General features: G+C 66.9%; 21 protein-coding genes. 11 read left to right on the forward strand and 10 right to left on the reverse strand.

Features of this window, described 5'->3' with window-relative positions; translation table 11 throughout:
- Window positions 1-179 precede the first annotated feature (179 nt).
- The gene (locus tag QQZ18_RS04860; protein ID WP_284538437.1) at window positions 180-1,694 is read right to left on the reverse strand and encodes a CYTH and CHAD domain-containing protein; all 1,515 of its coding nucleotides are present in this window, start codon (window positions 1,692-1,694) and stop codon (window positions 180-182) included.
- A gap of 296 nt (window positions 1,695-1,990) precedes the next feature.
- Between QQZ18_RS04860 and QQZ18_RS04865 the strand changes: the two genes are divergently transcribed.
- The 6 genes from QQZ18_RS04865 (at window position 1,991) to QQZ18_RS04890 (ending at window position 8,195) form a co-directional block, all read left to right on the forward strand.
- Window positions 1,991-3,583: an ABC transporter substrate-binding protein gene (locus QQZ18_RS04865; protein ID WP_284538439.1), complete on the forward strand. Its 1,593-nt coding sequence runs from the start codon at window positions 1,991-1,993 to the stop codon at window positions 3,581-3,583.
- Between the two features lie 212 nt (window positions 3,584-3,795).
- Window positions 3,796-4,293, forward strand: coding sequence for a GNAT family N-acetyltransferase (locus QQZ18_RS04870; protein ID WP_284538441.1), 498 nt, complete (start codon window positions 3,796-3,798; stop codon window positions 4,291-4,293).
- A gap of 9 nt (window positions 4,294-4,302) precedes the next feature.
- Window positions 4,303-5,313, forward strand: a complete 1,011-nt coding sequence (locus QQZ18_RS04875) for an ABC transporter permease subunit (protein ID WP_284538443.1) — start codon at window positions 4,303-4,305, stop codon at window positions 5,311-5,313.
- 4 nt (window positions 5,314-5,317) lie between these two features.
- Entirely contained in the window at window positions 5,318-6,202 is an 885-nt protein-coding gene (locus tag QQZ18_RS04880) for an ABC transporter permease subunit (protein WP_284538445.1), read from the forward strand.
- Window positions 6,202-7,218 carry an ABC transporter ATP-binding protein gene (locus tag QQZ18_RS04885; protein ID WP_284538447.1) on the forward strand — a complete coding sequence of 339 codons (1,017 nt, stop codon included), beginning with the start codon at window positions 6,202-6,204 and terminating at the stop codon, window positions 7,216-7,218. Before QQZ18_RS04880 ends, QQZ18_RS04885 begins: the two co-directional genes overlap by 1 nt.
- Complete coding sequence (locus tag QQZ18_RS04890) at window positions 7,215-8,195, forward strand: peptide ABC transporter ATP-binding protein (RefSeq protein ID WP_284538448.1); 981 nt, start codon at window positions 7,215-7,217, stop codon at window positions 8,193-8,195. The genes QQZ18_RS04885 and QQZ18_RS04890 overlap by 4 nt, the downstream gene beginning before the upstream one ends.
- Before the next feature lie 8 nt (window positions 8,196-8,203).
- Here QQZ18_RS04890 and QQZ18_RS04895 read toward each other — a convergent pair whose 3' ends face one another.
- Entirely contained in the window at window positions 8,204-9,133 is a 930-nt protein-coding gene (locus QQZ18_RS04895; RefSeq protein WP_284538450.1) for an NAD-dependent epimerase/dehydratase family protein, read from the reverse strand.
- A 181-nt stretch (window positions 9,134-9,314) separates the two neighbouring features.
- Here QQZ18_RS04895 and QQZ18_RS04900 point away from each other — a divergent pair, with 181 nt between their 5' ends.
- Entirely contained in the window at window positions 9,315-10,208 is an 894-nt protein-coding gene (locus QQZ18_RS04900) for a LysR family transcriptional regulator (protein ID WP_284538452.1), read from the forward strand.
- On the forward strand, window positions 10,205-10,759 hold the full coding sequence (locus QQZ18_RS04905) for a DNA-3-methyladenine glycosylase (protein ID WP_284538454.1): 555 nt from the start codon (window positions 10,205-10,207) through the stop codon (window positions 10,757-10,759). The genes QQZ18_RS04900 and QQZ18_RS04905 overlap by 4 nt, the downstream gene beginning before the upstream one ends.
- A 4-nt stretch (window positions 10,760-10,763) precedes the next feature.
- Here QQZ18_RS04905 and QQZ18_RS04910 read toward each other — a convergent pair whose 3' ends face one another.
- Window positions 10,764-11,180: a DUF2000 domain-containing protein gene (locus QQZ18_RS04910; RefSeq protein ID WP_284538456.1), complete on the reverse strand. Its 417-nt coding sequence runs from the start codon at window positions 11,178-11,180 to the stop codon at window positions 10,764-10,766.
- A gap of 129 nt (window positions 11,181-11,309) precedes the next feature.
- Here QQZ18_RS04910 and QQZ18_RS04915 point away from each other — a divergent pair, with 129 nt between their 5' ends.
- Window positions 11,310-11,783, forward strand: coding sequence for an Lrp/AsnC family transcriptional regulator (locus tag QQZ18_RS04915; RefSeq protein ID WP_284538458.1), 474 nt, complete (start codon window positions 11,310-11,312; stop codon window positions 11,781-11,783).
- 6 nt (window positions 11,784-11,789) lie between these two features.
- On the opposite strand, the gene QQZ18_RS04920 is transcribed toward QQZ18_RS04915, so the two are convergent.
- The 4 genes from QQZ18_RS04920 to QQZ18_RS04935 all read right to left on the reverse strand — a co-directional run bounded on the left by QQZ18_RS04920 (window position 11,790) and on the right by QQZ18_RS04935 (window position 14,386).
- Window positions 11,790-12,596: an HAD-IA family hydrolase gene (locus QQZ18_RS04920; RefSeq protein WP_284538460.1), complete on the reverse strand. Its 807-nt coding sequence runs from the start codon at window positions 12,594-12,596 to the stop codon at window positions 11,790-11,792.
- 66 nt (window positions 12,597-12,662) lie between these two features.
- Complete coding sequence (gph, locus tag QQZ18_RS04925) at window positions 12,663-13,325, reverse strand: phosphoglycolate phosphatase (protein WP_284538462.1); 663 nt, start codon at window positions 13,323-13,325, stop codon at window positions 12,663-12,665.
- Window positions 13,322-13,978 carry a ribulose-phosphate 3-epimerase gene (gene rpe, locus QQZ18_RS04930; protein ID WP_284538464.1) on the reverse strand — a complete coding sequence of 219 codons (657 nt, stop codon included), beginning with the start codon at window positions 13,976-13,978 and terminating at the stop codon, window positions 13,322-13,324. Before rpe ends, gph begins: the two co-directional genes overlap by 4 nt.
- A gap of 150 nt (window positions 13,979-14,128) precedes the next feature.
- Window positions 14,129-14,386 (reverse strand): YjhX family toxin, encoded by a 258-nt coding sequence (locus QQZ18_RS04935; protein WP_284538858.1) that lies wholly within the window; start codon window positions 14,384-14,386, stop codon window positions 14,129-14,131.
- A gap of 460 nt (window positions 14,387-14,846) precedes the next feature.
- On the opposite strand from QQZ18_RS04935, the gene QQZ18_RS04940 reads away from it, so the two are divergent.
- A complete protein-coding gene (locus QQZ18_RS04940; RefSeq protein WP_284538466.1) occupies window positions 14,847-15,773 on the forward strand; it encodes a LysR substrate-binding domain-containing protein in 927 nt (308 codons plus the stop codon).
- Window positions 15,774-15,812: 39 nt separating this feature from the next.
- On the forward strand, window positions 15,813-16,640 hold the full coding sequence (locus QQZ18_RS04945) for a hypothetical protein (RefSeq protein WP_284538468.1): 828 nt from the start codon (window positions 15,813-15,815) through the stop codon (window positions 16,638-16,640).
- Window positions 16,641-16,657: 17 nt separating this feature from the next.
- Here QQZ18_RS04945 and QQZ18_RS04950 read toward each other — a convergent pair whose 3' ends face one another.
- The 3 genes from QQZ18_RS04950 to QQZ18_RS04960 form a co-directional block, all read right to left on the reverse strand.
- Window positions 16,658-17,434 (reverse strand): trehalose-phosphatase, encoded by a 777-nt coding sequence (locus QQZ18_RS04950; RefSeq protein WP_284538470.1) that lies wholly within the window; start codon window positions 17,432-17,434, stop codon window positions 16,658-16,660.
- A gap of 148 nt (window positions 17,435-17,582) precedes the next feature.
- Window positions 17,583-17,891 (reverse strand): Dabb family protein, encoded by a 309-nt coding sequence (locus QQZ18_RS04955; protein WP_284538472.1) that lies wholly within the window; start codon window positions 17,889-17,891, stop codon window positions 17,583-17,585.
- A gap of 40 nt (window positions 17,892-17,931) precedes the next feature.
- On the reverse strand, window positions 17,932-19,389 hold the full coding sequence (locus tag QQZ18_RS04960) for an MDR family MFS transporter (RefSeq protein WP_284538474.1): 1,458 nt from the start codon (window positions 19,387-19,389) through the stop codon (window positions 17,932-17,934).
- Window positions 19,390-19,440: the final 51 nt, after the last annotated feature.

Below are 19,440 nucleotides of genomic sequence, written 5' to 3' on the forward strand. Positions count from 1 at the left end.
CGAACCACTTACGATCTGGTGTTTCGGTGGAGCTTTTGGATTCAGTATTTGAATCTCTTGATTAGGACGAGCGTCAAAAGCTGGCCTCAGCTCCCCCGGGTGCAAAACGCCCCAAGCCCACGCCGACAGTCACGTATTTTTACTGATATGTAAACCGCATAAATCCGCCTTCGCGGATATCAGTCCAGCGACAGATCGTCGGAGCGGCGCTCCCAGATCGCCTTGGCCCGCGCGCTGTGCCAGCCGAGGCAATAGCCGATCGCCCGCTCCACCGCGCCGGCCTTCGGCCCCACGGCATGGAGATCGTCGAGCAGGAGATGCGCCATGTGAATGTCGTTGAGCACACCCAGCACGTTCTGCGCCGCCTTGACGCGGGGCAGCATCTTGCGCCGCACCGACTTCGGCATCAAAGGATCAAAGAAATCATAGGCATAGCGTAGGCGTTTGAATCTCTTCCTGAGTTCATGCCGTTCATCTGGAGAAAGAGCTTCCGGATCGCGGCCGAGCTTCTCCACCTTGCGCCGAAGGCGGGCGACCAGCCGCTCGGCAAACGGAGTGACCGGCGCGGCGAGGTCGACGCTCTGTCCGACATCGTCCATCGACAGCCAGCCGCGCGCCTCGGTGAAGGCCAGCAGATCGATCAGGAAGTTGCCCGTGGCCCGGTCGGCCAGAACGCTGGCAAGATGGGCGCGCGCCGCCTTGCGCCGCTTCTCGAGGAGGGCGATCAGCGCGGCCATGTCGTCGCCGCCGTCGAGCGGCGCCACCAGTTCGTCGATCAGCACGTCCATGTCGCGCGTCGCCGCCACGTCGGTCGCCAGGCGCTGCGCCTCGGCGGCCAGCGGCTCGGCCGCCCCCGGTGCGATGACCGGCGCGAAAATCTTCAGGGCCGTGCGAAGGCGCCGCAGCCCCACCCGCAGCTGATGGGCCCCTTCGGGATCGTCCCCCACCCGGAGCGCCGCGACATTGGCGGAGATCTGGGCAGCGCAGGATCTCAGCACCAGTTGCAAGGCCATCTCGACCGACATGTCGTCGTCAAGCTTGGCATCGATCGCCGTCGTCGGCTCGGCGGCGCCGATCTCGCCTTCGAGCAGCGCATAGCCGAGATCGGATTTGGCTTGGGTCGAGAAGTGGAAGGCAACGCCGGCCAGCGCCGGCCGCGCCACCTCGAACAGGGCGCGCCTGTCGCCCGAAAGAAGCTCGAACTCGACCTCGCGGATGTCGGCGCGGCGGCTGCCCGCCGTTGCCGTGCCGCGGTCGAGCGCCATCTCGACGCGGTCGCCGCCCGGAGTCACGATCTCCCAACGCCGCCGCGTCACCCGCATGGAGAACAGCGGCACCAGCGGCCGGCCGTCGACCAGCTTTCCCAGTTCGGCCGCCGCCTCGTCGGGCAGGCGCGTGAGATCGGGCACGCGGCCGGCATGCGGCACGTTGAACTCCGGCCGCTCGGCGAGGCCAAGCGAGAAACTGCCGGAAAACTTCACCGTCTGTTCGCCGCTCCGGCCCGACCGGCGCAGGCGAAGGCTGATGCCCTTGGCGCGCAGGGCGAGATCGGGCGTGTCGAAATAGGTGCTGACGAGCCGCTTGTCGCCCTTGGCGGCGACGCCCAGCCCCGGCAGAGTGGACAGGCGCGCCAGGCGCGAGGCGCCGGCCGCGTCCACGGCCACCTTGAGTTCGGCCTCGACCCCGTCCGCCATGCGCATCCTCCTCTGCATTCCTCCAATCCTATCGCTGCCGGAAGGGTTTGACGAGCCGTCGTCTGGAACGATTCGGAGTCCGGGTTGCCGCCCGTCCCTCTGAAACCGGCGGATGGTCTTCGCCGGGGGGCGGGCCGGATGCCGCATTTCTGACCGAACGGGAAAAAACGCTTGCCAATCGGTCAATTGTCGGTTCGGATAAAGGCTCGCCGGCCGACGGGGAAAAGTCACAAGAAGACCGTCCGGCCAGGCACGGGGTTCGCCGACCTTGATCGGCAACAGGGGAGTATACCTTGATGAAAACGATGTCCCGCCTTCTGGCGGCCACCATGCTCGTGGCGGGCCTTGCCAGCGCCGCCCACGCCAAGACGTTCGTCTACTGCTCCGAGAGCAGCCCGGAAGGCTTCGACCCGGCGCCCTACGCCGGCGGCAACACTTTCGACGCCTCTTCGAAGCCGGTCTACAATCGTCTGACCGAGTTCGACCGGGGCACCACCAACGTCATCCCCGGCCTCGCCGAGAGCTGGGACATCTCCGAAGACGGCACGGTCTACACGTTCCATCTTCGCAAGGGCGTCAAGTTCCACACCACCGAATTCTTCACGCCGACCCGCGACTTCAACGCCGACGACGTGATCTTCTCGTTCGAGCGCCAGAACGACAAGAACAATCCCTGGTACTCCTACGCTGGCGGCGCCTGGGAATACTGGACCGGCATGGACATGCCGAACCTGGTGAAGTCGCTCGAGAAGGTTGACGACTACACCGTCAAGATGACGCTTACGGCCGCCAACGCGCCGATGCTCGCCAACCTCGCCATGGACTTCGCGTCGATCCTCTCGAAGGAATACGCCGACAAGCTCACCGCCGAAGGCAAGCAGTCCGACCTCAACCAGCTCCCCGTCGGCACCGGCCCGTTCCAGTTCGTGGCCTACGAGAAGGACGCGGTCATCCGCTATCAGGCCTTCGCCGACTACTGGGGCGGCAAGCAGAAGATCGACGACCTCGTCTTCGCCATCACCCCGGATGCCTCGGTCCGCGTTCAGAAGCTGAAGGCCGGCGAATGCCAGCTGATGCCCTATCCGAACCCGGCCGACGTGCAGGCCTTGCAGTCCGACGACAGCGTCCAGCTGATGAGCCAGGCCGGCCTCAACATCGGCTACCTCGCCTACAACGTCCTGCAGAAGCCGTTCGACGACGTGCGCGTCCGCAAGGCGCTCAACATGGCGATGAACAAGAAGGCGATCATCGACGCCGTCTTCCAGGGCACCGGCCAGGAAGCCAAGAACCCGATTCCGCCGACCATGTGGTCCTACAACGACCAGGTCCAGGACGATCCGTACGATCCGGAAGCGGCCAAGAAGCTGCTCGCCGAGGCCGGCGTCAAGGATCTCTCCATGAAGGTGTGGGCGATGCCGGTGTCGCGTCCCTACAACCCGAATGCCCGCCGCATGGCCGAGATGATCCAGGCCGACTTCGCCAACGTCGGCGTCAAGGTCGAGATCGTCTCCTACGAGTGGGCCGAGTACCTGAAGCGCAGCCAGGACAAGGAGCGCGACGGTGCCGTGCTGATGGGCTGGACGGGCGACAACGGCGATCCGGACAACTTCCTGGCCGTGCTGGCCGGTTGTGCCGGCGTCGGCGGGTCGAACCGCGCCAACTGGTGCAACGAGGAGTTCAACAACCTGGTCGTCAAGGCGTCCAAGGTGTCGGACATCGCCGAGCGCACCAAGCTCTATGAAGACGCGCAGGTCGTCTTCAAGAAGGAAGCGCCCTGGGCGACCATCGCCCACTCGACCACCTACGTGCCGATGTCCAAGTCGGTGATCGACTACAAGGTCGATCCGCTTGGCTCGCACCGCTTCGACGGCGTCGATATCGCCGAGTAAGCGGCACCACCAAGACGGACACGGTTCCGGGGAGCAATCTCCGGAACCGTTTTCGCATCCGGGGACCGGTCCGGACGGCGACACACCGATTGCCTCCTCATGCGGGAAACCATGTAGGGTGGCGGAAATCGCGGCAATTTCATGCCGCGAAAATGGTCAAATATCGACGTTGTCGCTTGCAGCCCGGGTTTTCGGCGGCTACTGGAAGCCCCATGCCTAACGCGCCCATCCTTCGCCCATATCGTTCCGATGACCGCGCCGCGGTCGTGCGGCTATGGCACGACGCCTGGCACGACGGCCATGGGGCGGTCCTGCCGGCGGCCGTGGTTGCCGAACGGAGCCTGGAAAGCTTCGATCTTCGCCTCGGGCCGCTCGAAGCCGGCATCCTCGTCGCCGAACGGGACGGCAACGTTGCCGGCTTTGCCGCGATCGAAGGCGATGAGATCGACCAGCTCTACGTGGCGACCGAGGCGCGCGGCACGGGCCTTGCTGCCGCGCTGCTGGCCGCAGCCGAGTCTGAACTCGTCCGGCGCGGCATTCGCGACGCGGCGATCCAGTGCTCGGCCGGCAACGATCGCGCCCATCGGTTCTACGCAAGGGCCGGCTGGCGCGACAGCGGCGTCCGGCAAGCTCCGATCTGGACTCCGGACGGGCGCCATGAAACGCATCCGACACACATTTTCGTCAAGCAACTCTCGAGCCAGGACTGACCCCGCACCATGTTCGGTTTCATCCTCCGACGCCTCGGCCTCTTGATCCCGACCTTCATCGGCGTCAGCCTGGTCGCCTTCTTCTTCATCCGCTTGCTGCCGGGCGATCCGGTGCTGCTGTTGGCCGGCGAACGCGGCATATCGCCCGAGCGTTACGCCGAGCTGATGCACCGCTTCGGCTTCGACCTGCCGCTCTGGAAGCAGTTCATCTACTACTTCACCGACCTGATGCACGGCGACTTCGGCACCTCGATCTCGACCAAGAAGCCGATCTTCACCGAGTTCTTCACGCTGTTCCCGGCGACGCTGGAACTGTCGTTCTGCGCGGTGATCTTCGCCGTGGCGCTCGGCGTGCCGGCCGGCGTCATCGCCGCCGTCAAGCGCAATTCCTGGTTCGACCATACGGCCATGGCCACCGCGCTGGTCGGCTACTCCATGCCGATCTTCTGGTGGGCTCTGCTCCTCATCATCGTCTTCTCCGGCATACTTGGCTGGACGCCGGTATCCGGCCGCATCTCGCTGATGTTCTTCTTCCCCAAGGTGACCGGCTTCATGCTGATCGACAGCCTGCTGTCCGGCAAGGCGGGCGCCTTCCGGTCGGCGGCGAGCCATCTCATCCTGCCGACCATCGTGCTCGGCACCATTCCGCTTGCCGTCATCGCCCGCCAGACCCGCTCGGCCATGCTCGAAGTGTTGGGCGAGGACTACATCCGCACCGCCAAGGCCAAGGGGCTCAGCCCGTTCCGCGTCGTCGCCGTGCACGCGCTCCGCAACGCCCTGATCCCGGTGATCACCACCATCGGCCTGCAGATCGGCGTGCTGATGGCCGGCGCCATCCTGACCGAGACGATCTTCTCCTGGCCGGGCGTCGGCAAGTGGATGGTCGATTCCATCTTCCGCCGCGACTATCCGGCCGTGCAGGGGGGGCTCGTGCTGATCGCCCTCATCGTCATGGGCGTCAATCTCGTGGTCGACATGCTCTACGGCCTCGTCAATCCCAAGATCCGGCACCAGAGGTAACCAGATGACCGCTGTCTCCGCTTCTGTCCGTCCGGGGCGCCTCAAGGAATTCTGGCGCTATTTCTCGGAAAACCACGGTGCCGTCGCCGGCTTGGTGCTGTTCGCGGCGCTGGTGTTCGTCGCGCTCGCCGCGCCGATCTTTGCCCCCTTCGACCCCGACCAGCAGTTCCGCGACGCGCTTCTGGCACCTCCCCTCACCCATGGCAGCGCGGGGATCTTTCTGCTGGGCACCGATGCGCTCGGCCGCGACATCCTGTCGCGCCTGATCTTCGGTTCGCGCTTCTCGCTGTTCATCGGCGTCGTCGTCGTCTCGGTGTCGTTGATCGGCGGCGTCGTCATAGGCATGTTCGCCGGCTTCTTCCGCGGCTGGGTCGACACGGCGATCATGCGCGTCATGGACGTCATCCTCGCCTTCCCGTCGCTTCTGCTGGCGCTGACGCTGGTCGCCATCCTCGGTCCCGGCCTCACCAACGCGATGATCGCCATCGCCATCGTGGCGCAGCCGCACTACGTGCGTCTCACCCGCGCGGCGGTGCTCTCCGAGCGCAACCGCGACTACGTCACGGCCGCCCGCGTCTCGGGCGCCGGCCCGATCTGGCTGATGTTCGTCACCATCCTGCCGAACTGCATGGCGCCGCTGATCGTCCAGGCGGCCCTGTCGTTTTCGGGCGCCATTCTCGACGCCGCCGCCCTCGGGTTCCTCGGCATGGGCGCCCAGCCGCCGACACCGGAATGGGGTACCATGCTGGCCGAAGCGCGCGAGTTCATCACCCGCGCCTGGTGGGTGGTGACCTTCCCCGGCCTTGCCATCCTGATCACCGTGCTCGCCATCAACCTGATGGGTGACGGCCTGCGCGACGCCCTCGATCCGAAGCTGAAGAGGTCGTGATGCCCATTCTCGAAATCAGCAACCTCTCGGTCGACTTCCGCACGGTGGGCGGCCAGTTTCGCGCCGTCGACGGCGTCTCGATGACCGTCGAGCCCGGCGAGATCGTCTCCATCGTCGGCGAGAGCGGCTCGGGCAAGTCGGTGTCCATGCTGGCCCTGATGGGTCTGCTGCCGTGGACGGCGACCATCACCGCCGACCGCATGATGTTCGACGGCAAGGACCTGCTCACCATCCCCGCCCGCGAGCGGCGGCGCATCATCGGCAACGATCTCGCCATGATCTTCCAGGAGCCGATGAGCTCGCTCAACCCGTGCTACACGGTCGGCTGGCAGATCGGCGAAGTGCTGAAGGTCCATCTCGGCCTCAACAAGCGTGCCCGGCGCGACCGCACCGTCGAGCTCCTTGAGCTGGTCGGCATTCCCTCGGCCGCCGAACGCCTCGACACCTACCCGCACCAGATGTCGGGCGGCATGAACCAGCGCGTGATGATCGCCATGGCCATCGCCTGCAATCCCAAGCTCCTGATCGCCGACGAGCCGACCACCGCGCTCGACGTCACCATCCAGGCGCAGATTCTCGACCTCCTGGCCAAGCTCCAGCGCGATACCGGCATGGCGCTGGTGCTGATCACCCATGACATGGGCGTCGTCGCCGAAACCGCCAACCGGGTGTCGGTGCAGTATGCCGGCCAGAAGGTGGAGGAGCAGCCGGTCGCCCAGCTGTTCGCCGACCCGCACCATCCCTACACGGCGGCCCTGCTGTCGGCGCTGCCCGAACGGGCGACCAGCCGCCGCCTGCCGTCGATCCCCGGCGTGGTGCCCGGTCAGTACGACCGCCCCGCCGGCTGCCTGTTCAGCCCGCGCTGCGAGTTCGTCACCGAGCGCTGCGTCGAGAAGGCGCCGGTCACCCAGGGGCAGGCTGCCGGCTACGCGCTCTGCCACTACCCGCTCAATCAGGGCAAGCCGGTCGGCCATCCCGGTCCGGCCGCCATCCTCGACCGGAGGATCTCGGCATGAATGCTCCAGTCGTCCTCGAGGCCCAGCACCTCGCCCGCCACTACAGCCTGAAACGCGGCATGTTTGGCGAGCCGGCCACCGTGCGCGCGCTGTCGGAGGCTTCCTTCAAGCTGACCGTCGGCAAGACGCTGGCCGTCGTCGGCGAGTCCGGCTGCGGCAAGTCGACGCTCGCCCGCCTCGTCACCATGATCGAGCCGCCGACCGCCGGCGACCTGATCATCGACGGCAAGCCGGTGCACCTCGACCATGCGCCGAGCCACGAGCTTCGCCGCACCGTGCAGATCGTCTTCCAGGACCCCTACGGCTCGCTCAACCCGCGCCAGAAGGTCGGCACCATCCTGGAAGAGCCGCTGCGCCTCAACACCTCGCTGTCAGCCGCCGAGCGGCAGGCCAAGGCGCGGGCGATGATGGAGAAGGTCGGTCTCCGGCCCGAGCATTACGACCGCTATCCGCACATGTTCTCCGGCGGTCAGCGCCAGCGCATCGCCATCGCGCGGGCCCTGATGCTCAACCCGAAGATCCTGGTGCTCGACGAGCCGGTATCGGCCCTCGACGTGTCCATCCAGGCGCAGGTGTTGAACCTCCTGATGGACCTGCAGCAGGAGTTCGGCCTCGCCTACCTGTTCATCAGCCACGACCTTTCCGTGGTGCGCCACATCGCCGACGAGGTGATGGTGATGTATCTCGGCCGCCCCGTCGAGTTCGGCACGGCCGACGAGATCTTCAACACGCCGCGCCATCCCTATACCCGCGCCCTGCTCTCGGCGACGCCGACCACCGAGCCGGAGAAGCGGCGCGAGCGCATCCGCCTCACCGGCGAACTGCCGTCGCCGCTGCACCCGCCCAAGGGCTGCGCCTTTCATCCGCGCTGCCCCTTCCGCTACGAACCCTGCGACGTCGACCAGCCGAAGCTGCTGAATGCGCCCGGTGGCAACGCCCAGGTCGCCTGCTTCGCCGTGCAGGGCGAGTTTCTGTAACGGCGGCGTCAACGGCCGATCGATGCCAGTGCCTTGGAAAGCGGGGTCGCCACGAGCGGCCCCGTGATCATTTCGAGGCGGCGGTCGGCCAGCCGGTGCGGCACGCGCCAGAGGTAGGCCATCTCGCGCGAGGCGCGGATCACCGGATCGAACAGGCCGATCAACGTGAACACCAAGCCGGGCACGCGCCGGACCCGCATCGGCCGCCGGTGGACCACGCCGGCCGCCTCGGCGATGTCGGCGATCGAGGCGGTATGCCCCTCGAAGTGGAACACCTCGAAAGCGTCGAGGCGATCGCGCTGTTCGGCCAGCCGCACGAAGGCGCGGGCAAGGTCGGGCAGATAGGCCCAGGCGTGCGGCACGTTCTCCGGCCCCGGCGAGCGGATGACGCCCTGCCCGGCCTTGGCGGCGATCAGGGCCGACAGCCAGCTTTGCCCGGTGATGGACGGGCCGAAGAAATCGCCGGCCCGGAGGATGCAGGTGCGGACGCGCCCGGCCCGCGCCGCCTCGGCGAAACTCCGTTCGATCTCGACGCGGATGCGCCCCTTGTCCGAGGTCGGCGCGGCGACGAGGTCCGGCGTCAGCCGGTCCGGCATGCGTTCGCCGAAGCCGTAGACGTTGCCGGGGAAGAGATGCAGCGCGCCGAGCCGCTCGGCGACGGCAAGCGCGGCGGCGTAAAGCGGCTTCGCCAGTTCGGCCCAGCGATGGTAGGGCGCGTTGAGGCCGTCGAAGACGACGTCGACCTTGGAACTCGCCGCCTTGGCCACCGCCTCGGCGTCGGTGAGATCGGCCTCCACCGGCCAAGCCCAATCCGGCAGCTCGCCGGCCCGCCCCTTGCGCACCAGACCGGATACCTGCCAGCCCTGGCGATGAAACTCCTCGGCGACGGCCCGGCCGACCCCACCGAGGGCGCCGAGAACGAGAACATGTCCGGTCATGTCGATCTCCTGAAATATCCAATCCGTGCAATCGGTTGATGGAACTCGCCTTCCTCCTTTCTTCCCCGGCGCGGGAGCCGGACCAGAAAGAACGAAACGCCTGGGAGTGGGAATAGATGAGTTGAATTTGCACATCAATTCGCTATAATTGTCGCAGCATCATTCATTTTTGCATATCAACATGCTCGATTGGACCCTTCTTCGCTCCTTCCTCGCCGTGGTCGACAGCGGATCGTTGTCGGCGGCGGCCGACCGGCTCGGCCTCGTCCAGCCGACGGTCGGGCGGCATATCCGCGAGCTCGAGGAAACGCTCGACACGCCACTGTTCCGTCGCCAGCCGCGCGGCCTGGAGCCGACGCCGGCCGCCCTCGACCTCGTCGAGGATGCCCGTCGCATGGGCGAGGCGGCGCTGGCGCTGGAGCGCAAGGCAAGCGGCACCGGCGACAGCCTGGCCGGTACGGTGCGCGTCACGGCGAGCCGCATGGTGGCGACCTATCTGCTGCCTGACGTCATCGCGGCGCTGCATGTCGAGGAGCCGGATGTCGACATAGAGATCGTCGCCAGCGACGAGACGCAGAACCTGTTGCGCCGCGACGCCGACATCGCGCTCCGCATGTACGAGCCGCGCCAACCCCAGCTCGTTCGCCGACGCATCGGCGACATTCCGCTTGCCGTCTACGCGTCGCCCGCCTATCTCGCCCGGCGCGGTACGCCGGCCCGATTGGCCGATCTCCTGGACCACGACGTCATCGGTCTCGACAGGGCCGACGATCTCTTGCAGGGTTTTGCCCGCGCCGGCCTGCCGGTGCCGCGCGAGTGGTTCCCGATCCGCTGCGACGACCACGTCGTCGGCTGGCAGATGGTCATAGCCGGCGCCGGCATCGGCTTCATCCAGGCGCCTATCGCCGAGGCCGAGCCGCGCGTCGTGCGGCTGCCGGTCGAGGATATCGGCTTCGCGCTGCCGCTCTGGCTCGCCTACCACGAAGACCTCAAGCCCAGCCGCCGCATCCGCTTCGTCGCCGATCGCCTCGTCGAGGGTCTCGCCCGCCGCATCAAGCCCCGGAAGGCCAAGTGATCGCTCCCCTGTCTCCCCTCCCCGCCATCGAGCTGGCGCCGCTGCTGATCGGCGCCACCCTTCTCGTCGATGGCGCCGGCGGCATCATCGTCGAGACCGAGGCCTACGAGGCCGACGATCCCGCCTCGCACTCGTTTACCGGCGAGCGGCCGCGCAACCGCGCCATGTTCGGCCCGCCGCTCACCGCCTATGTCTACCGTTCCTATGGCGTGCACTGGTGCGTCAACATCGTCACCGGCCCGGTGGGCCACGGCGCCGCCGTGCTGCTGAGGGCCATCGAACCGACCGCCGGCTTGGGGGTGATGGCGGAGCGGCGACGGACCGCCGAGCCGCGCCTCCTTGCCGCAGGCCCCGGCCGGCTGACCGAAGCGCTCGGCATCTCCATTGCCCACGATGGGTTGCCGCTCGATGCGCCGCCCTTCGTGCTGATCCCGCGCCAAGGCACCCCCGACATCGTCGCCGGCCCGCGCATCGGCATCACCAAGGCGGCCGACCGACCATGGCGCTTCGGCCTCAGGGGATCTCGCTTTCTCAGCCGGCCGTTCCGCTGAGCAATCATCGGAGAAGGCGCAGCGAGCCGGTGAGCGATTTCACCCACTTCGCCGGGCCGCAGAGACCGATGCCATCGATCGCCTCCTCGGCGAGGCGCTTGTCCGGCAGCATCGCCTCGTATTCGCGATAGTCGTGCAGCGACCGCGAGAAGGCCGGAAACACCACCAGGGCGCTGTCGTCGCCGCGCGGCATGGCCTTCAGCATCAGCGCGCCAATGGCCTCCGGCGCAGCCGCCAGGATCGGCACCGGCAGGATGGAACTGTCGTCGATGATGCGCCCCTCGGCATCGGTGAGCGGACGATTGCCGAGCCATGGCAGACGGGCGCCAAGCCCGATGCCGATGGCGCCGACCGTGTTGGCCAGAAGGCCGGCCGGCAGGTCGGGATTGACGACGATGGCGAGGCGACAGTCGGGCGGCATGGCAACTCCTGAACGTTGAACGATGCCGGCAAGGTTATTCGCAAGGCCGAGGCATTTCATGCCGGAGTTTGCGATGAGTGGGCGATCTGAGGTAAGATCTGCCAGATGTAATCAAATGAGAGACAGACTATGCCGAACCCCACGCTTGAGCCGGTCGATATCAGAATTCTTGAGGCGCTCCAGGGTGACGGCCGCCTGACCAACCAGGCGCTCGCCGAGGACGTCGGCCTGTCGACCTCGCCCTGCTGGCGGCGCGTGCGTCAGCTTGAGGAGACAGGCGTCATCGACGGCTACCGCGCCGCGCTCGACCGACAGAAGATCGGCCTCGGGGTGCTCGCCTTCGTCCGGGTCAAGATCGACAGCCACAGCGAAGCGGAAGCCGAGGAGTTCTCGAAAAGCGTTGCCCGCCTGCGCGAGGTGATCGCCTGCTACTCCATTGCCGGCGACGCCGACTTCCTGTTGCAGGTCGTCTCACCCGACCTCGACACCTACGCCGACTTCGCCATGACGGTGATCCGCCGCCTGCCGCGCATCAAGGAAATGCAGACCACCTTCGTCCTGAAGGAGATCAAGCCGTTCAAGGGTTTTCCGGTGGGGCTGTGAGGCGGTTCAATATACCGGCCGCCCGCCGATGGTCAGCAGCCCGAGTATGTCGTCGTCGTCCGACACCCAGCGCTGCAAGGCCGCCACCGTCACCATGTCGGTGCCGCCCTCGTCGCCAACCCCGGCGATGTGCTGGTAGGGCTCGAAGGGGTCGCCGAGATGCGACAGCACGGCGAAGGCGGTGCTGAAATCGTCGCCGCCCGCATAGCGGCTCGGCGTGACGATGGTGCGAATGCCGGCCGCCGTGGCGGCGGCAAGACCGGGGCCGTTGTCCTCGAACACGATCGCCGCGCGCGGCGTCAGGCCCAGTTTCGCCAGCGCCAGCTCGTAGACGTCCGGCGCCGGTTTCGGCCGCACCACGCCGGCGTCGCCAACGATGGCGGTGATCTTTTCGAGCCCGTCGAGCCCGAAGTTGGCGAGGATCAGAGCCTCGGCGTTCTCGACGCTCGACGTGGTGGCCAGCACGACGGCCAGTCCTTGCGAGCGAGCCTCTTCGATCAGCCGCTCGATGCCCGGACGGGGCCGCGCGAGCCGGCGATCCACCAGCTTGGCGAACAGGCGCGTCTTGGCCGCGTGCAACTCGTCGATCCGTCGACGCCCCTCGTCGGCCTCAGGCGGCGCATAATGCTCGATGAAATGCACGAGCCGCGCACGCCCGCCGTGAACGGACAGCAGCTCGCCATAGAACTCGGGTTCCCACACCCAGGGCAGCCCGGCCTCGGCGAAGGCGCGATTGAAGGCCAGGCGGTGAACCTCCTCGGTTTCCGCCAGCGTGCCGTCGACATCGAAGATCAGTGCCTTGATGGGTGCCATCACGCCCTCTTGGCCGGAGCATCGCACGGAAAGGCGAACACCGCCCTCCCGCTGAAGTGATGCGTTCTACCGCAGCTTTTCCAATACTGCCGGAAGTCCCCTGAAATCGTCCATCACGAAATCGGCGTCGAGCTCGTCGGCGGGTATGTCGGTGTAGCCATAGCGCACCACCGCCACCTTGATGCCCGCCGCCTTGGCCGAGGCGACGTCGTTGGCACTGTCGCCAACCATTAGCACCTCGTCCTTGGGGAGGCCGAGCTTATCGGCCACCAGCCACATCATGTCCGGCGCCGGCTTCGGCGTCACGCCGCTATCGCCGCCGACCACCACCGAGATGTCGGCGCCGATGCCGAGGCTGTCGACGATCTCGCGCGAAACCGCCGTCGGCTTGTTGGTGCAGACAGCGAGCCGGTAGCTCTTGGCAAGCTCCTTCACCACGTCGGCGGTGTGGGGGAAAAGGCGCGTCAGGCGCGTGGCGCGCGGCTCGTAGAAGCCGAGATAGGTCTTCACCTGCGCGGCGAGCGCCTCGCCCTCCATGGTCACGCCATGGGCGGCGAAAGCCTTCTGCACCAACACGGGCACGCCCTTGCCGACCATGGACGCCACGGCGCGCTCCGCGTGCGCGGCGAGGCCGTTCTTGGCCATCAGGTCGTTGATCGCCTCGGCAAGGTCGGGCAGGCTGTCGACCAGCGTGCCGTCGAGGTCGAAGATCAGGGCGCGAATGCTCATAGACTGTCTCTCAGCGCTTGAATGTTGCGGCGGTAGTCGGCCTCGGTACCGCCCTTGAACACCGACGTGCCGGCAACCAGAACGTCGGCGCCGGCACGGGCCAGCAAGCCGGCATTGGCGGTGGATACGCCGCCGTCGATCTCGATGTGAATGGGCCGATCGCCGATCAGCGTCTTCACCTTCTTCACCTTCTCGACGACGGCCGGAATGAAGGCCTGCCCACCGAAGCCGGGGTTGACGGTCATCAGCAGCACGAGGTCGATCTCGTCGAGCATGTACTCAAGGCCACCGACGTCGGTGCCGGGGTTGAGCACAATGCCCGCCTTCTTGCCGAGCGAGCGGATCACCTGCAGCGAGCGATGCACATGCGCTCCGCCCTCCTTGTGGACGCTGATGACGTCGGCGCCGGCATCGGCGAAGGTCGCCAGGAACGGATCGGCCGGCTCGATCATCAGGTGCACGTCGAACGGCAGCTTGGTGTGCGGGCGCATCGCCTTCACCACCGCCGGGCCGAAGGTGATGTTGGGCACGAAATGCCCGTCCATGATGTCGATGTGAACCCAGTCGCCGCCCGCCCGCTCAACAGCGGCGAGTTCTTCGCCGAGGCGGGCGAAATCCGACGACAATACGGACGGGGCGATCTTGACGGTCATGGGAAGCGTTCCGGCAAAGGTTTCAAAAGCCAGACGTTCTTAAAGCAAGACGCCGCCGAGTGCTAACCCCGTTTCCCCGACCGGGGGAAAATCCCGGCGTAATCGATCAAGAGCCGGCGGCGGCCGATGGGGCCGCCGCCGGCACTCGCTTCACCGATTGTCGGGCTGCGAGCGCACTAGCTCCAGCCCGCGCTGGGTGATGCGATAGGGCTTGCTGTTCTTCGAGGCGATCGCCCGCTTGTTCTTCAGCTTGCGGAACATGGCAAGACTGAATTCATTGTAGAGCCAGCCGTCGCGGCTGAAACAGGAAAGCTCTTCGATGTCGCCGCGGTCGTCGCGGACGATCTCGATGCGTCCGCCCTGGGCAAGCAGGTGCAGAATGCGCTGCTCGGCGCGTGAAATATCCATGGGTCTGAAGTCCGAAGTGGCGCCACTAGGGCGCACCAAAGCGTTCCGGAAGCGGGTGGCCTCCGGGGCGACAATGGAATGGGCCCGCATTGCCGGCACCATGCCGGGCGGGCCTTCACCGGGATTCAGACAGACGTGACATCCACGCTCCTGTTGCGATGGACCGATCCTGCCGGTGGCTTCGGCGGTCGTCAACCGCGGGAAGCGTCCACCCTGTCCATCCTCCGCCGATTGTGGCTCCCCGGTCACGATGCCGTCGCTTTTGACGAGCACCCAGGGAGCAACCTCCGGGGAGCGGGAGAGACTTTCATCTTATCCCCGCGACAATGGTCGAAACGGTGTCCGGCAAATGGCATCCGGCGATAGCTTGCGGTAAGCTTCGGAAGACCAATGTGATTCCGGAGCAGGAACAGTCGCCGGGCGGGCCGGCGTCGAGACATGGAGAGACAGGAACTCGAGCATGCGCCACACGACTTTGAAGCAGCTGCGATTCCTGTCGGCGGTCATCAAGACCGGCACCGTCACCGCCGCCTCCTCCGCCATGAACGTCACCCCGCCGGCCATCACCGCCCAGGTGAAGGCGCTGGAAGACCTCGTCGGCCTGCCGCTTCTCGAGCGCGTCGGCGACCGCTTCATCGCCACCTCGGCCGGCAGGGAAATCGCCACCACGCTCGACCGCATCGAGGCCCTGCTCAACGAGTGCTCGGGCGCCCTGGCCGAGATGCGCGAGGCGGGCTCCGGCCGCGTCGCCGTCGGCGTCGTCTCCACCGCCCGCTACTTCGCGCCGACGGTGCTCGCCGCTTTCCGCAAGGAACGGCCCAAGGTCGACATCGACTTCATCGTCGGCAATCGCGACGAGACCATCCAGCGCCTCCGGAACTACGAGGTCGACCTCGCGGTGATGGGCCGGCCTCCGGTCGAGTTCGAGGTCGAGGCCAAGCCCATCGGCAAGCACCCGCAGGTGATGATCTGCGCGCCCGACCATCCGCTGGCCCACGAGCGCAACATTCCCATCGAAGCCCTGATGGGCGAGACCTTCCTGGTGCGAGAGGTCAACTCCGGCACCCGCAATTCATTTGGCCAATTGATCAGCAAGCACGACGGCGGGCGTGACGTCCGCGAGTTCGAGATGGGTTCCAACGAGACCATCAAGCAGGCGGTGATGGCCGGCCTCGGCATTTCCTTCATCTCCTCGCACACCATCGCCGCCGAGGTCGAAGCCGGCCGCCTCGTCATCATGGACGTGATCGGCCTGCCCCTCATAAAGACCTGGAACGTCGTCCGCCGCACCGACAAGCGGCTGCTGCCGTCGGCCGAGGCGATGTATCGCTTCTGGGTCGAGCATGGCGGCGACTATCTGCCGAAGATCACCGGCCACGTCGACTGACGCCCTCGCGACCGGCCGAGGCCGCAACGCGGAGACCCCATGACCATCTCTCCACGCCGCTTCAGGGTGATCGAAAGCCTGTGCGCCACCGGCAAGGATACGGACGCCAAGAAGGAAGACCGGCTGGTCGTCACGGATGACTTCGCCGCCGTCATCGACGGCGCCACCTCCTCCGGTCCGATCGGCGACCGTCCGGGCGGCATCGTCGCCGCCGAGGCGGTGGAACAGGCGGTCAGGGAGCTGGCGTCGGACGCCACCGTCCGCGACTTCGTCGACGCCGCCACGGCCGCCATCATCAGGGCGATCGGCGACTGGCCGGACGAGACGATGATGCGCCCCTCGGCGGTGGCCGCCGTCTGGTCACGGGCACGCGGCGAGGTCTGGCGGGTGGGCGATTGCCACGTCCGCATCGACGGGCGGGAGTATCACGGCGGCAAGGAGATCGACCGCATCGGCTACGAATTCCGCTGCGCCGTCATCCGGGCGCGGCTCCGGCTCGGTCTCACCAGTCTCGATGCCGAACTCAGGGTGCCGACGATGGAGCAGCCCTTCCGGCCGCTGGTTCTCGCCCAGCACGCCTTCCTCAACCTCGACAGCGACGACCCCCTCGCCTACGGCGGCCTTGCCGGCACTTTCGTGCCCGACCGCTTCGTCGAGGTGTTCGAGGCGACGGACGCCCGCGAGATCGTGCTCGCCTCCGACGGCTTCCTGTCTCCGGCGGCAACGCTCGCCGACGGACTGGCGGAGATCGCCCGCGTCAGGGAGAACGATCCGCTGATGGTGGAGAGGGTGATGGGGTCGCGGCCGTTCATGCCGGGCCGCGACTATTTCGACGACACAACCTATGTGCGGATCGCCATCGGCTGATCCGCCGGCAGCCGCAGCTATTGCGCGGCGGCGCGCTCGTCGTCCAGCCAGCGCGCCTCATAGGCGGCGAGCATGTCCCACGTCGCCTCATGGTCGGGCAAGCGGCTGTCGACGCCCTCAACCTTGCGGCCGATGGTGATGCCGTAGCCGCCGAGATCGCGCGACATGAGGAAGCCGGGCTCGTCGGGAACGTCGTCGCCCACATGCACCGGCACCCGGCCGTGGAACGGCGTGTGCTCCATCAGGAAGGCGATGCCGGACCCCTTGTTGGCGCCTTGCGGCACCACGTCGACCGACACGCGGCCGGGAATCACCGCCACGTGGCCGCCGGAGTGGCGCTCGGCCAGGGCCGCCGCCTTCAGCGCAATCGGGTCGCCCTCGTTGTAGACGATGGCCAGCGCGCCGATCTTCCACTGGATGTCCATGGTGGGATAGGCGTCGGCCACCACCTTGGCGATCTCCTCGAGCGCCTTGCGCTCGTCCGGAGTCTGCACCGGGGTGAAGCGGCGCCCGTCGGCAAATCGACGGTCGGCGCCTTGCAGCGCCGCGACGGGCAGCTTCAGCGGGGTGAACATCGGATCGACCGTTTCCACCGAGCGGCCGCTGACGATGGCGAGTGCGCCACCCAGAAGGTGGTAGAGCCGGTCGATCAGGGCGATGCGGTCGGCGGCGATGCCGCGCTCCCGGTCGGCATAGGTGGGACCGATCAGCGTTCCGTCGACATCGAGGAACAGGGCGAGACGGTCGGGCGCGGGCAGACGGGCGGCAAGGTCGAGCGGGTCGGAGAAGGACATGGGCCTGCTGTGGTGGGCGAAAGGGAAAGTCACTCAGACGAAAGTATCGTCCGCAACACTCCTAAGCTCTACAGCCAACGCCGCCCGTCGACAATGCCTTGACGGTTGAATCGATATGAAAGCCGTCAGAAACGCCGGAAAACGCCGTTCAAACTTCAAAATCGTAGACGAGGATACCGTCCAGCCCGCCCTCGGCGGCGGCCACGATCTTGTCGCCGACCTTCACGTGCTCGGGGTGGACGAGATAGGCATCGCGCGCCGCCGCGTCGGTGAAGGTGACGACGAAGCCGTGCTGGAAGCCGTGACCGAGGCCTTCCGGCGATGCGTTCGGGCCGGCCTTGAAGTCGACCATGCCGGGCACGAACGACTTCAGCGCCGCCACGGCGCCATAGAGCTTCAGGACGTCGGCCGACGAAGCGGCGGCCGGCATCTTCATGAACACGCAATGCAGGATCATTCAAACTCCTCCCTCGCCGGCCAACGCGGCCGGCCAGACCTTATTCGTCCACCGGCGGCGGCGTGCGGCCGCGCAGGGGGCGCTCCTCGATGCGGGACAGCAGCGCCAGCGACAGCAGCTGCGCGGCGGCGGCGGCGAAGAACAGCGCCCTGAAGGCGGCGACGGCGCTCTCCCGGGCCTCCGGGGCCAGCGCCCCCTCGCTGATATGCTCGCCGATGCCGGCGCTGCCGACGATGGCGCCCAGCACGGCGATGGCGACGACCGAGCCCAGCGAGCGCACGAAGGTATAGGCGCCAGTCGCCGTACCGAGGTCGCGCGGGTTGGCGGCGTTCTGCACCATGACGGTGCCAACCGGGAACAGCGTGCCCTGCCCGAAGGCGGTCAGCGCCGCCAGCGCCTCGATCACCCAGAAGGACACGTCGCCAGCGAGCAGGCCGACCACCGCCAGCGACACCATCGACAGGGCGCTGCCGATCATTGGCAGCCGCTTGTAGTGCTTCCCCTTGCGCAGGATCCGCGCCGAGATGCTGGAGCCCGCCACCGATCCGAGCATCGGGCCGAGCAACGCCAGACCGGCCGCCGAGGCGCCGAGGCCGTCGATCAGTTGCAGGTAGACCGGATAATAGACCGAGAAGCCGAACATGCCGGCCGCCGCCAGGAAGGAGGTGGCCGAGGTGAGCGCGATCACCCGGTCGCCGAAGATGCGTGGCGGCAACAGCGGCTCTTCCGGCTGGAACTGGTACCAGGCGAACAGCACGAAGGTGGCCGCCGATGCCACCAGCATGCTCAGGATGAGCGGCGAGCTCCAAGGATAGGCATGCCCGCCGAGCGTCAGTGGCAACAGGAACAACAGCGTCGCCGCCATGATCATCAGCGCGCCCTGGATATCAAGCCGATGGTCGCGACGGATGTCCGGCAGGCGGGACAGCGGCTTCATCGACAGACTGACCGCCACGATGCCGAGCGGCAGGTTCAGCCAGAAGATCGCCGACCAGTGGACATATTCGGCCAGAAGCCCGCCCAGCACCGGCCCGGCGATGCTCGACGTCGCCCAGACGGCGGAAATGTACACCATGTACTTGCCGCGCTCGCGCGGCGGCGCCACGTCGCCGATGATGGTCTGGACGAGCGCCATCAGGCCACCGCCGCCGAGACCCTGCAAGGCACGGCCGGCGATCAGTACCGCCATCGTCGGCGCCATCGCCGAGATCAGCGAGCCGGCCACGAAGATGCCGACGCCGGCATAGAGCACCGGCCGCCGCCCCTTGAGGTCGGCGAGCTTGCCGTAGAGCGGCGTCACCGCCGTCGCCGTCAGGAAATAGGCCGACACGATCCACGACACCCATTCGCCGCCGCCGAGCGAGGCGCCCATGATCGGCAGTGCCGGAGTGACGATGGTCTGGTCGAGGGCGGCCAGGAACATGCACAGAAGGGCGGTGACGACGATCTTGGTCTTGTCGTCCTCGGTGAGAACCGGCTGGTCGGTCGTATGCGTCATGATCTGGTCCGGCGGATTGCGGGGCGCACCCTATCCGCAGTCCAACGCGAA

Origin of the sequence: Pleomorphomonas sp. T1.2MG-36 (assembly GCF_950100655.1) — a bacterium.
In the GTDB taxonomy this organism is placed as follows: Bacteria; Pseudomonadota; Alphaproteobacteria; order Rhizobiales; family Pleomorphomonadaceae; genus Pleomorphomonas.

Excerpts from the sequence above, each read along its gene's own strand:
- QQZ18_RS04860 (WP_284538437.1), bottom strand. The coding sequence starts at position 1,694 with ATGGCGGACGGGGTCGAGGCCGAACTCAAGGTGGCCGTGGACGCGGCC.
- QQZ18_RS04865 (WP_284538439.1), top strand. The coding sequence starts at position 1,991 with ATGAAAACGATGTCCCGCCTTCTGGCGGCCACCATGCTCGTGGCGGGC.
- QQZ18_RS04870 (WP_284538441.1), top strand. The coding sequence starts at position 3,796 with ATGCCTAACGCGCCCATCCTTCGCCCATATCGTTCCGATGACCGCGCC.
- QQZ18_RS04875 (WP_284538443.1), top strand. The coding sequence starts at position 4,303 with ATGTTCGGTTTCATCCTCCGACGCCTCGGCCTCTTGATCCCGACCTTC.
- QQZ18_RS04880 (WP_284538445.1), top strand. The coding sequence starts at position 5,318 with ATGACCGCTGTCTCCGCTTCTGTCCGTCCGGGGCGCCTCAAGGAATTC.
- QQZ18_RS04885 (WP_284538447.1), top strand. The coding sequence starts at position 6,202 with ATGCCCATTCTCGAAATCAGCAACCTCTCGGTCGACTTCCGCACGGTG.
- QQZ18_RS04890 (WP_284538448.1), top strand. The coding sequence starts at position 7,215 with ATGAATGCTCCAGTCGTCCTCGAGGCCCAGCACCTCGCCCGCCACTAC.
- QQZ18_RS04895 (WP_284538450.1), bottom strand. The coding sequence starts at position 9,133 with ATGACCGGACATGTTCTCGTTCTCGGCGCCCTCGGTGGGGTCGGCCGG.
- QQZ18_RS04900 (WP_284538452.1), top strand. The coding sequence starts at position 9,315 with ATGCTCGATTGGACCCTTCTTCGCTCCTTCCTCGCCGTGGTCGACAGC.
- QQZ18_RS04910 (WP_284538456.1), bottom strand. The coding sequence starts at position 11,180 with ATGCCGCCCGACTGTCGCCTCGCCATCGTCGTCAATCCCGACCTGCCG.
- QQZ18_RS04915 (WP_284538458.1), top strand. The coding sequence starts at position 11,310 with ATGCCGAACCCCACGCTTGAGCCGGTCGATATCAGAATTCTTGAGGCG.
- QQZ18_RS04920 (WP_284538460.1), bottom strand. The coding sequence starts at position 12,596 with ATGGCACCCATCAAGGCACTGATCTTCGATGTCGACGGCACGCTGGCG.
- gph (WP_284538462.1), bottom strand. The coding sequence starts at position 13,325 with ATGAGCATTCGCGCCCTGATCTTCGACCTCGACGGCACGCTGGTCGAC.
- rpe (WP_284538464.1), bottom strand. The coding sequence starts at position 13,978 with ATGACCGTCAAGATCGCCCCGTCCGTATTGTCGTCGGATTTCGCCCGC.
- QQZ18_RS04935 (WP_284538858.1), bottom strand. The coding sequence starts at position 14,386 with ATGGATATTTCACGCGCCGAGCAGCGCATTCTGCACCTGCTTGCCCAG.
- QQZ18_RS04940 (WP_284538466.1), top strand. The coding sequence starts at position 14,847 with ATGCGCCACACGACTTTGAAGCAGCTGCGATTCCTGTCGGCGGTCATC.
- QQZ18_RS04945 (WP_284538468.1), top strand. The coding sequence starts at position 15,813 with ATGACCATCTCTCCACGCCGCTTCAGGGTGATCGAAAGCCTGTGCGCC.
- QQZ18_RS04950 (WP_284538470.1), bottom strand. The coding sequence starts at position 17,434 with ATGTCCTTCTCCGACCCGCTCGACCTTGCCGCCCGTCTGCCCGCGCCC.
- QQZ18_RS04955 (WP_284538472.1), bottom strand. The coding sequence starts at position 17,891 with ATGATCCTGCATTGCGTGTTCATGAAGATGCCGGCCGCCGCTTCGTCG.
- QQZ18_RS04960 (WP_284538474.1), bottom strand. The coding sequence starts at position 19,389 with ATGACGCATACGACCGACCAGCCGGTTCTCACCGAGGACGACAAGACC.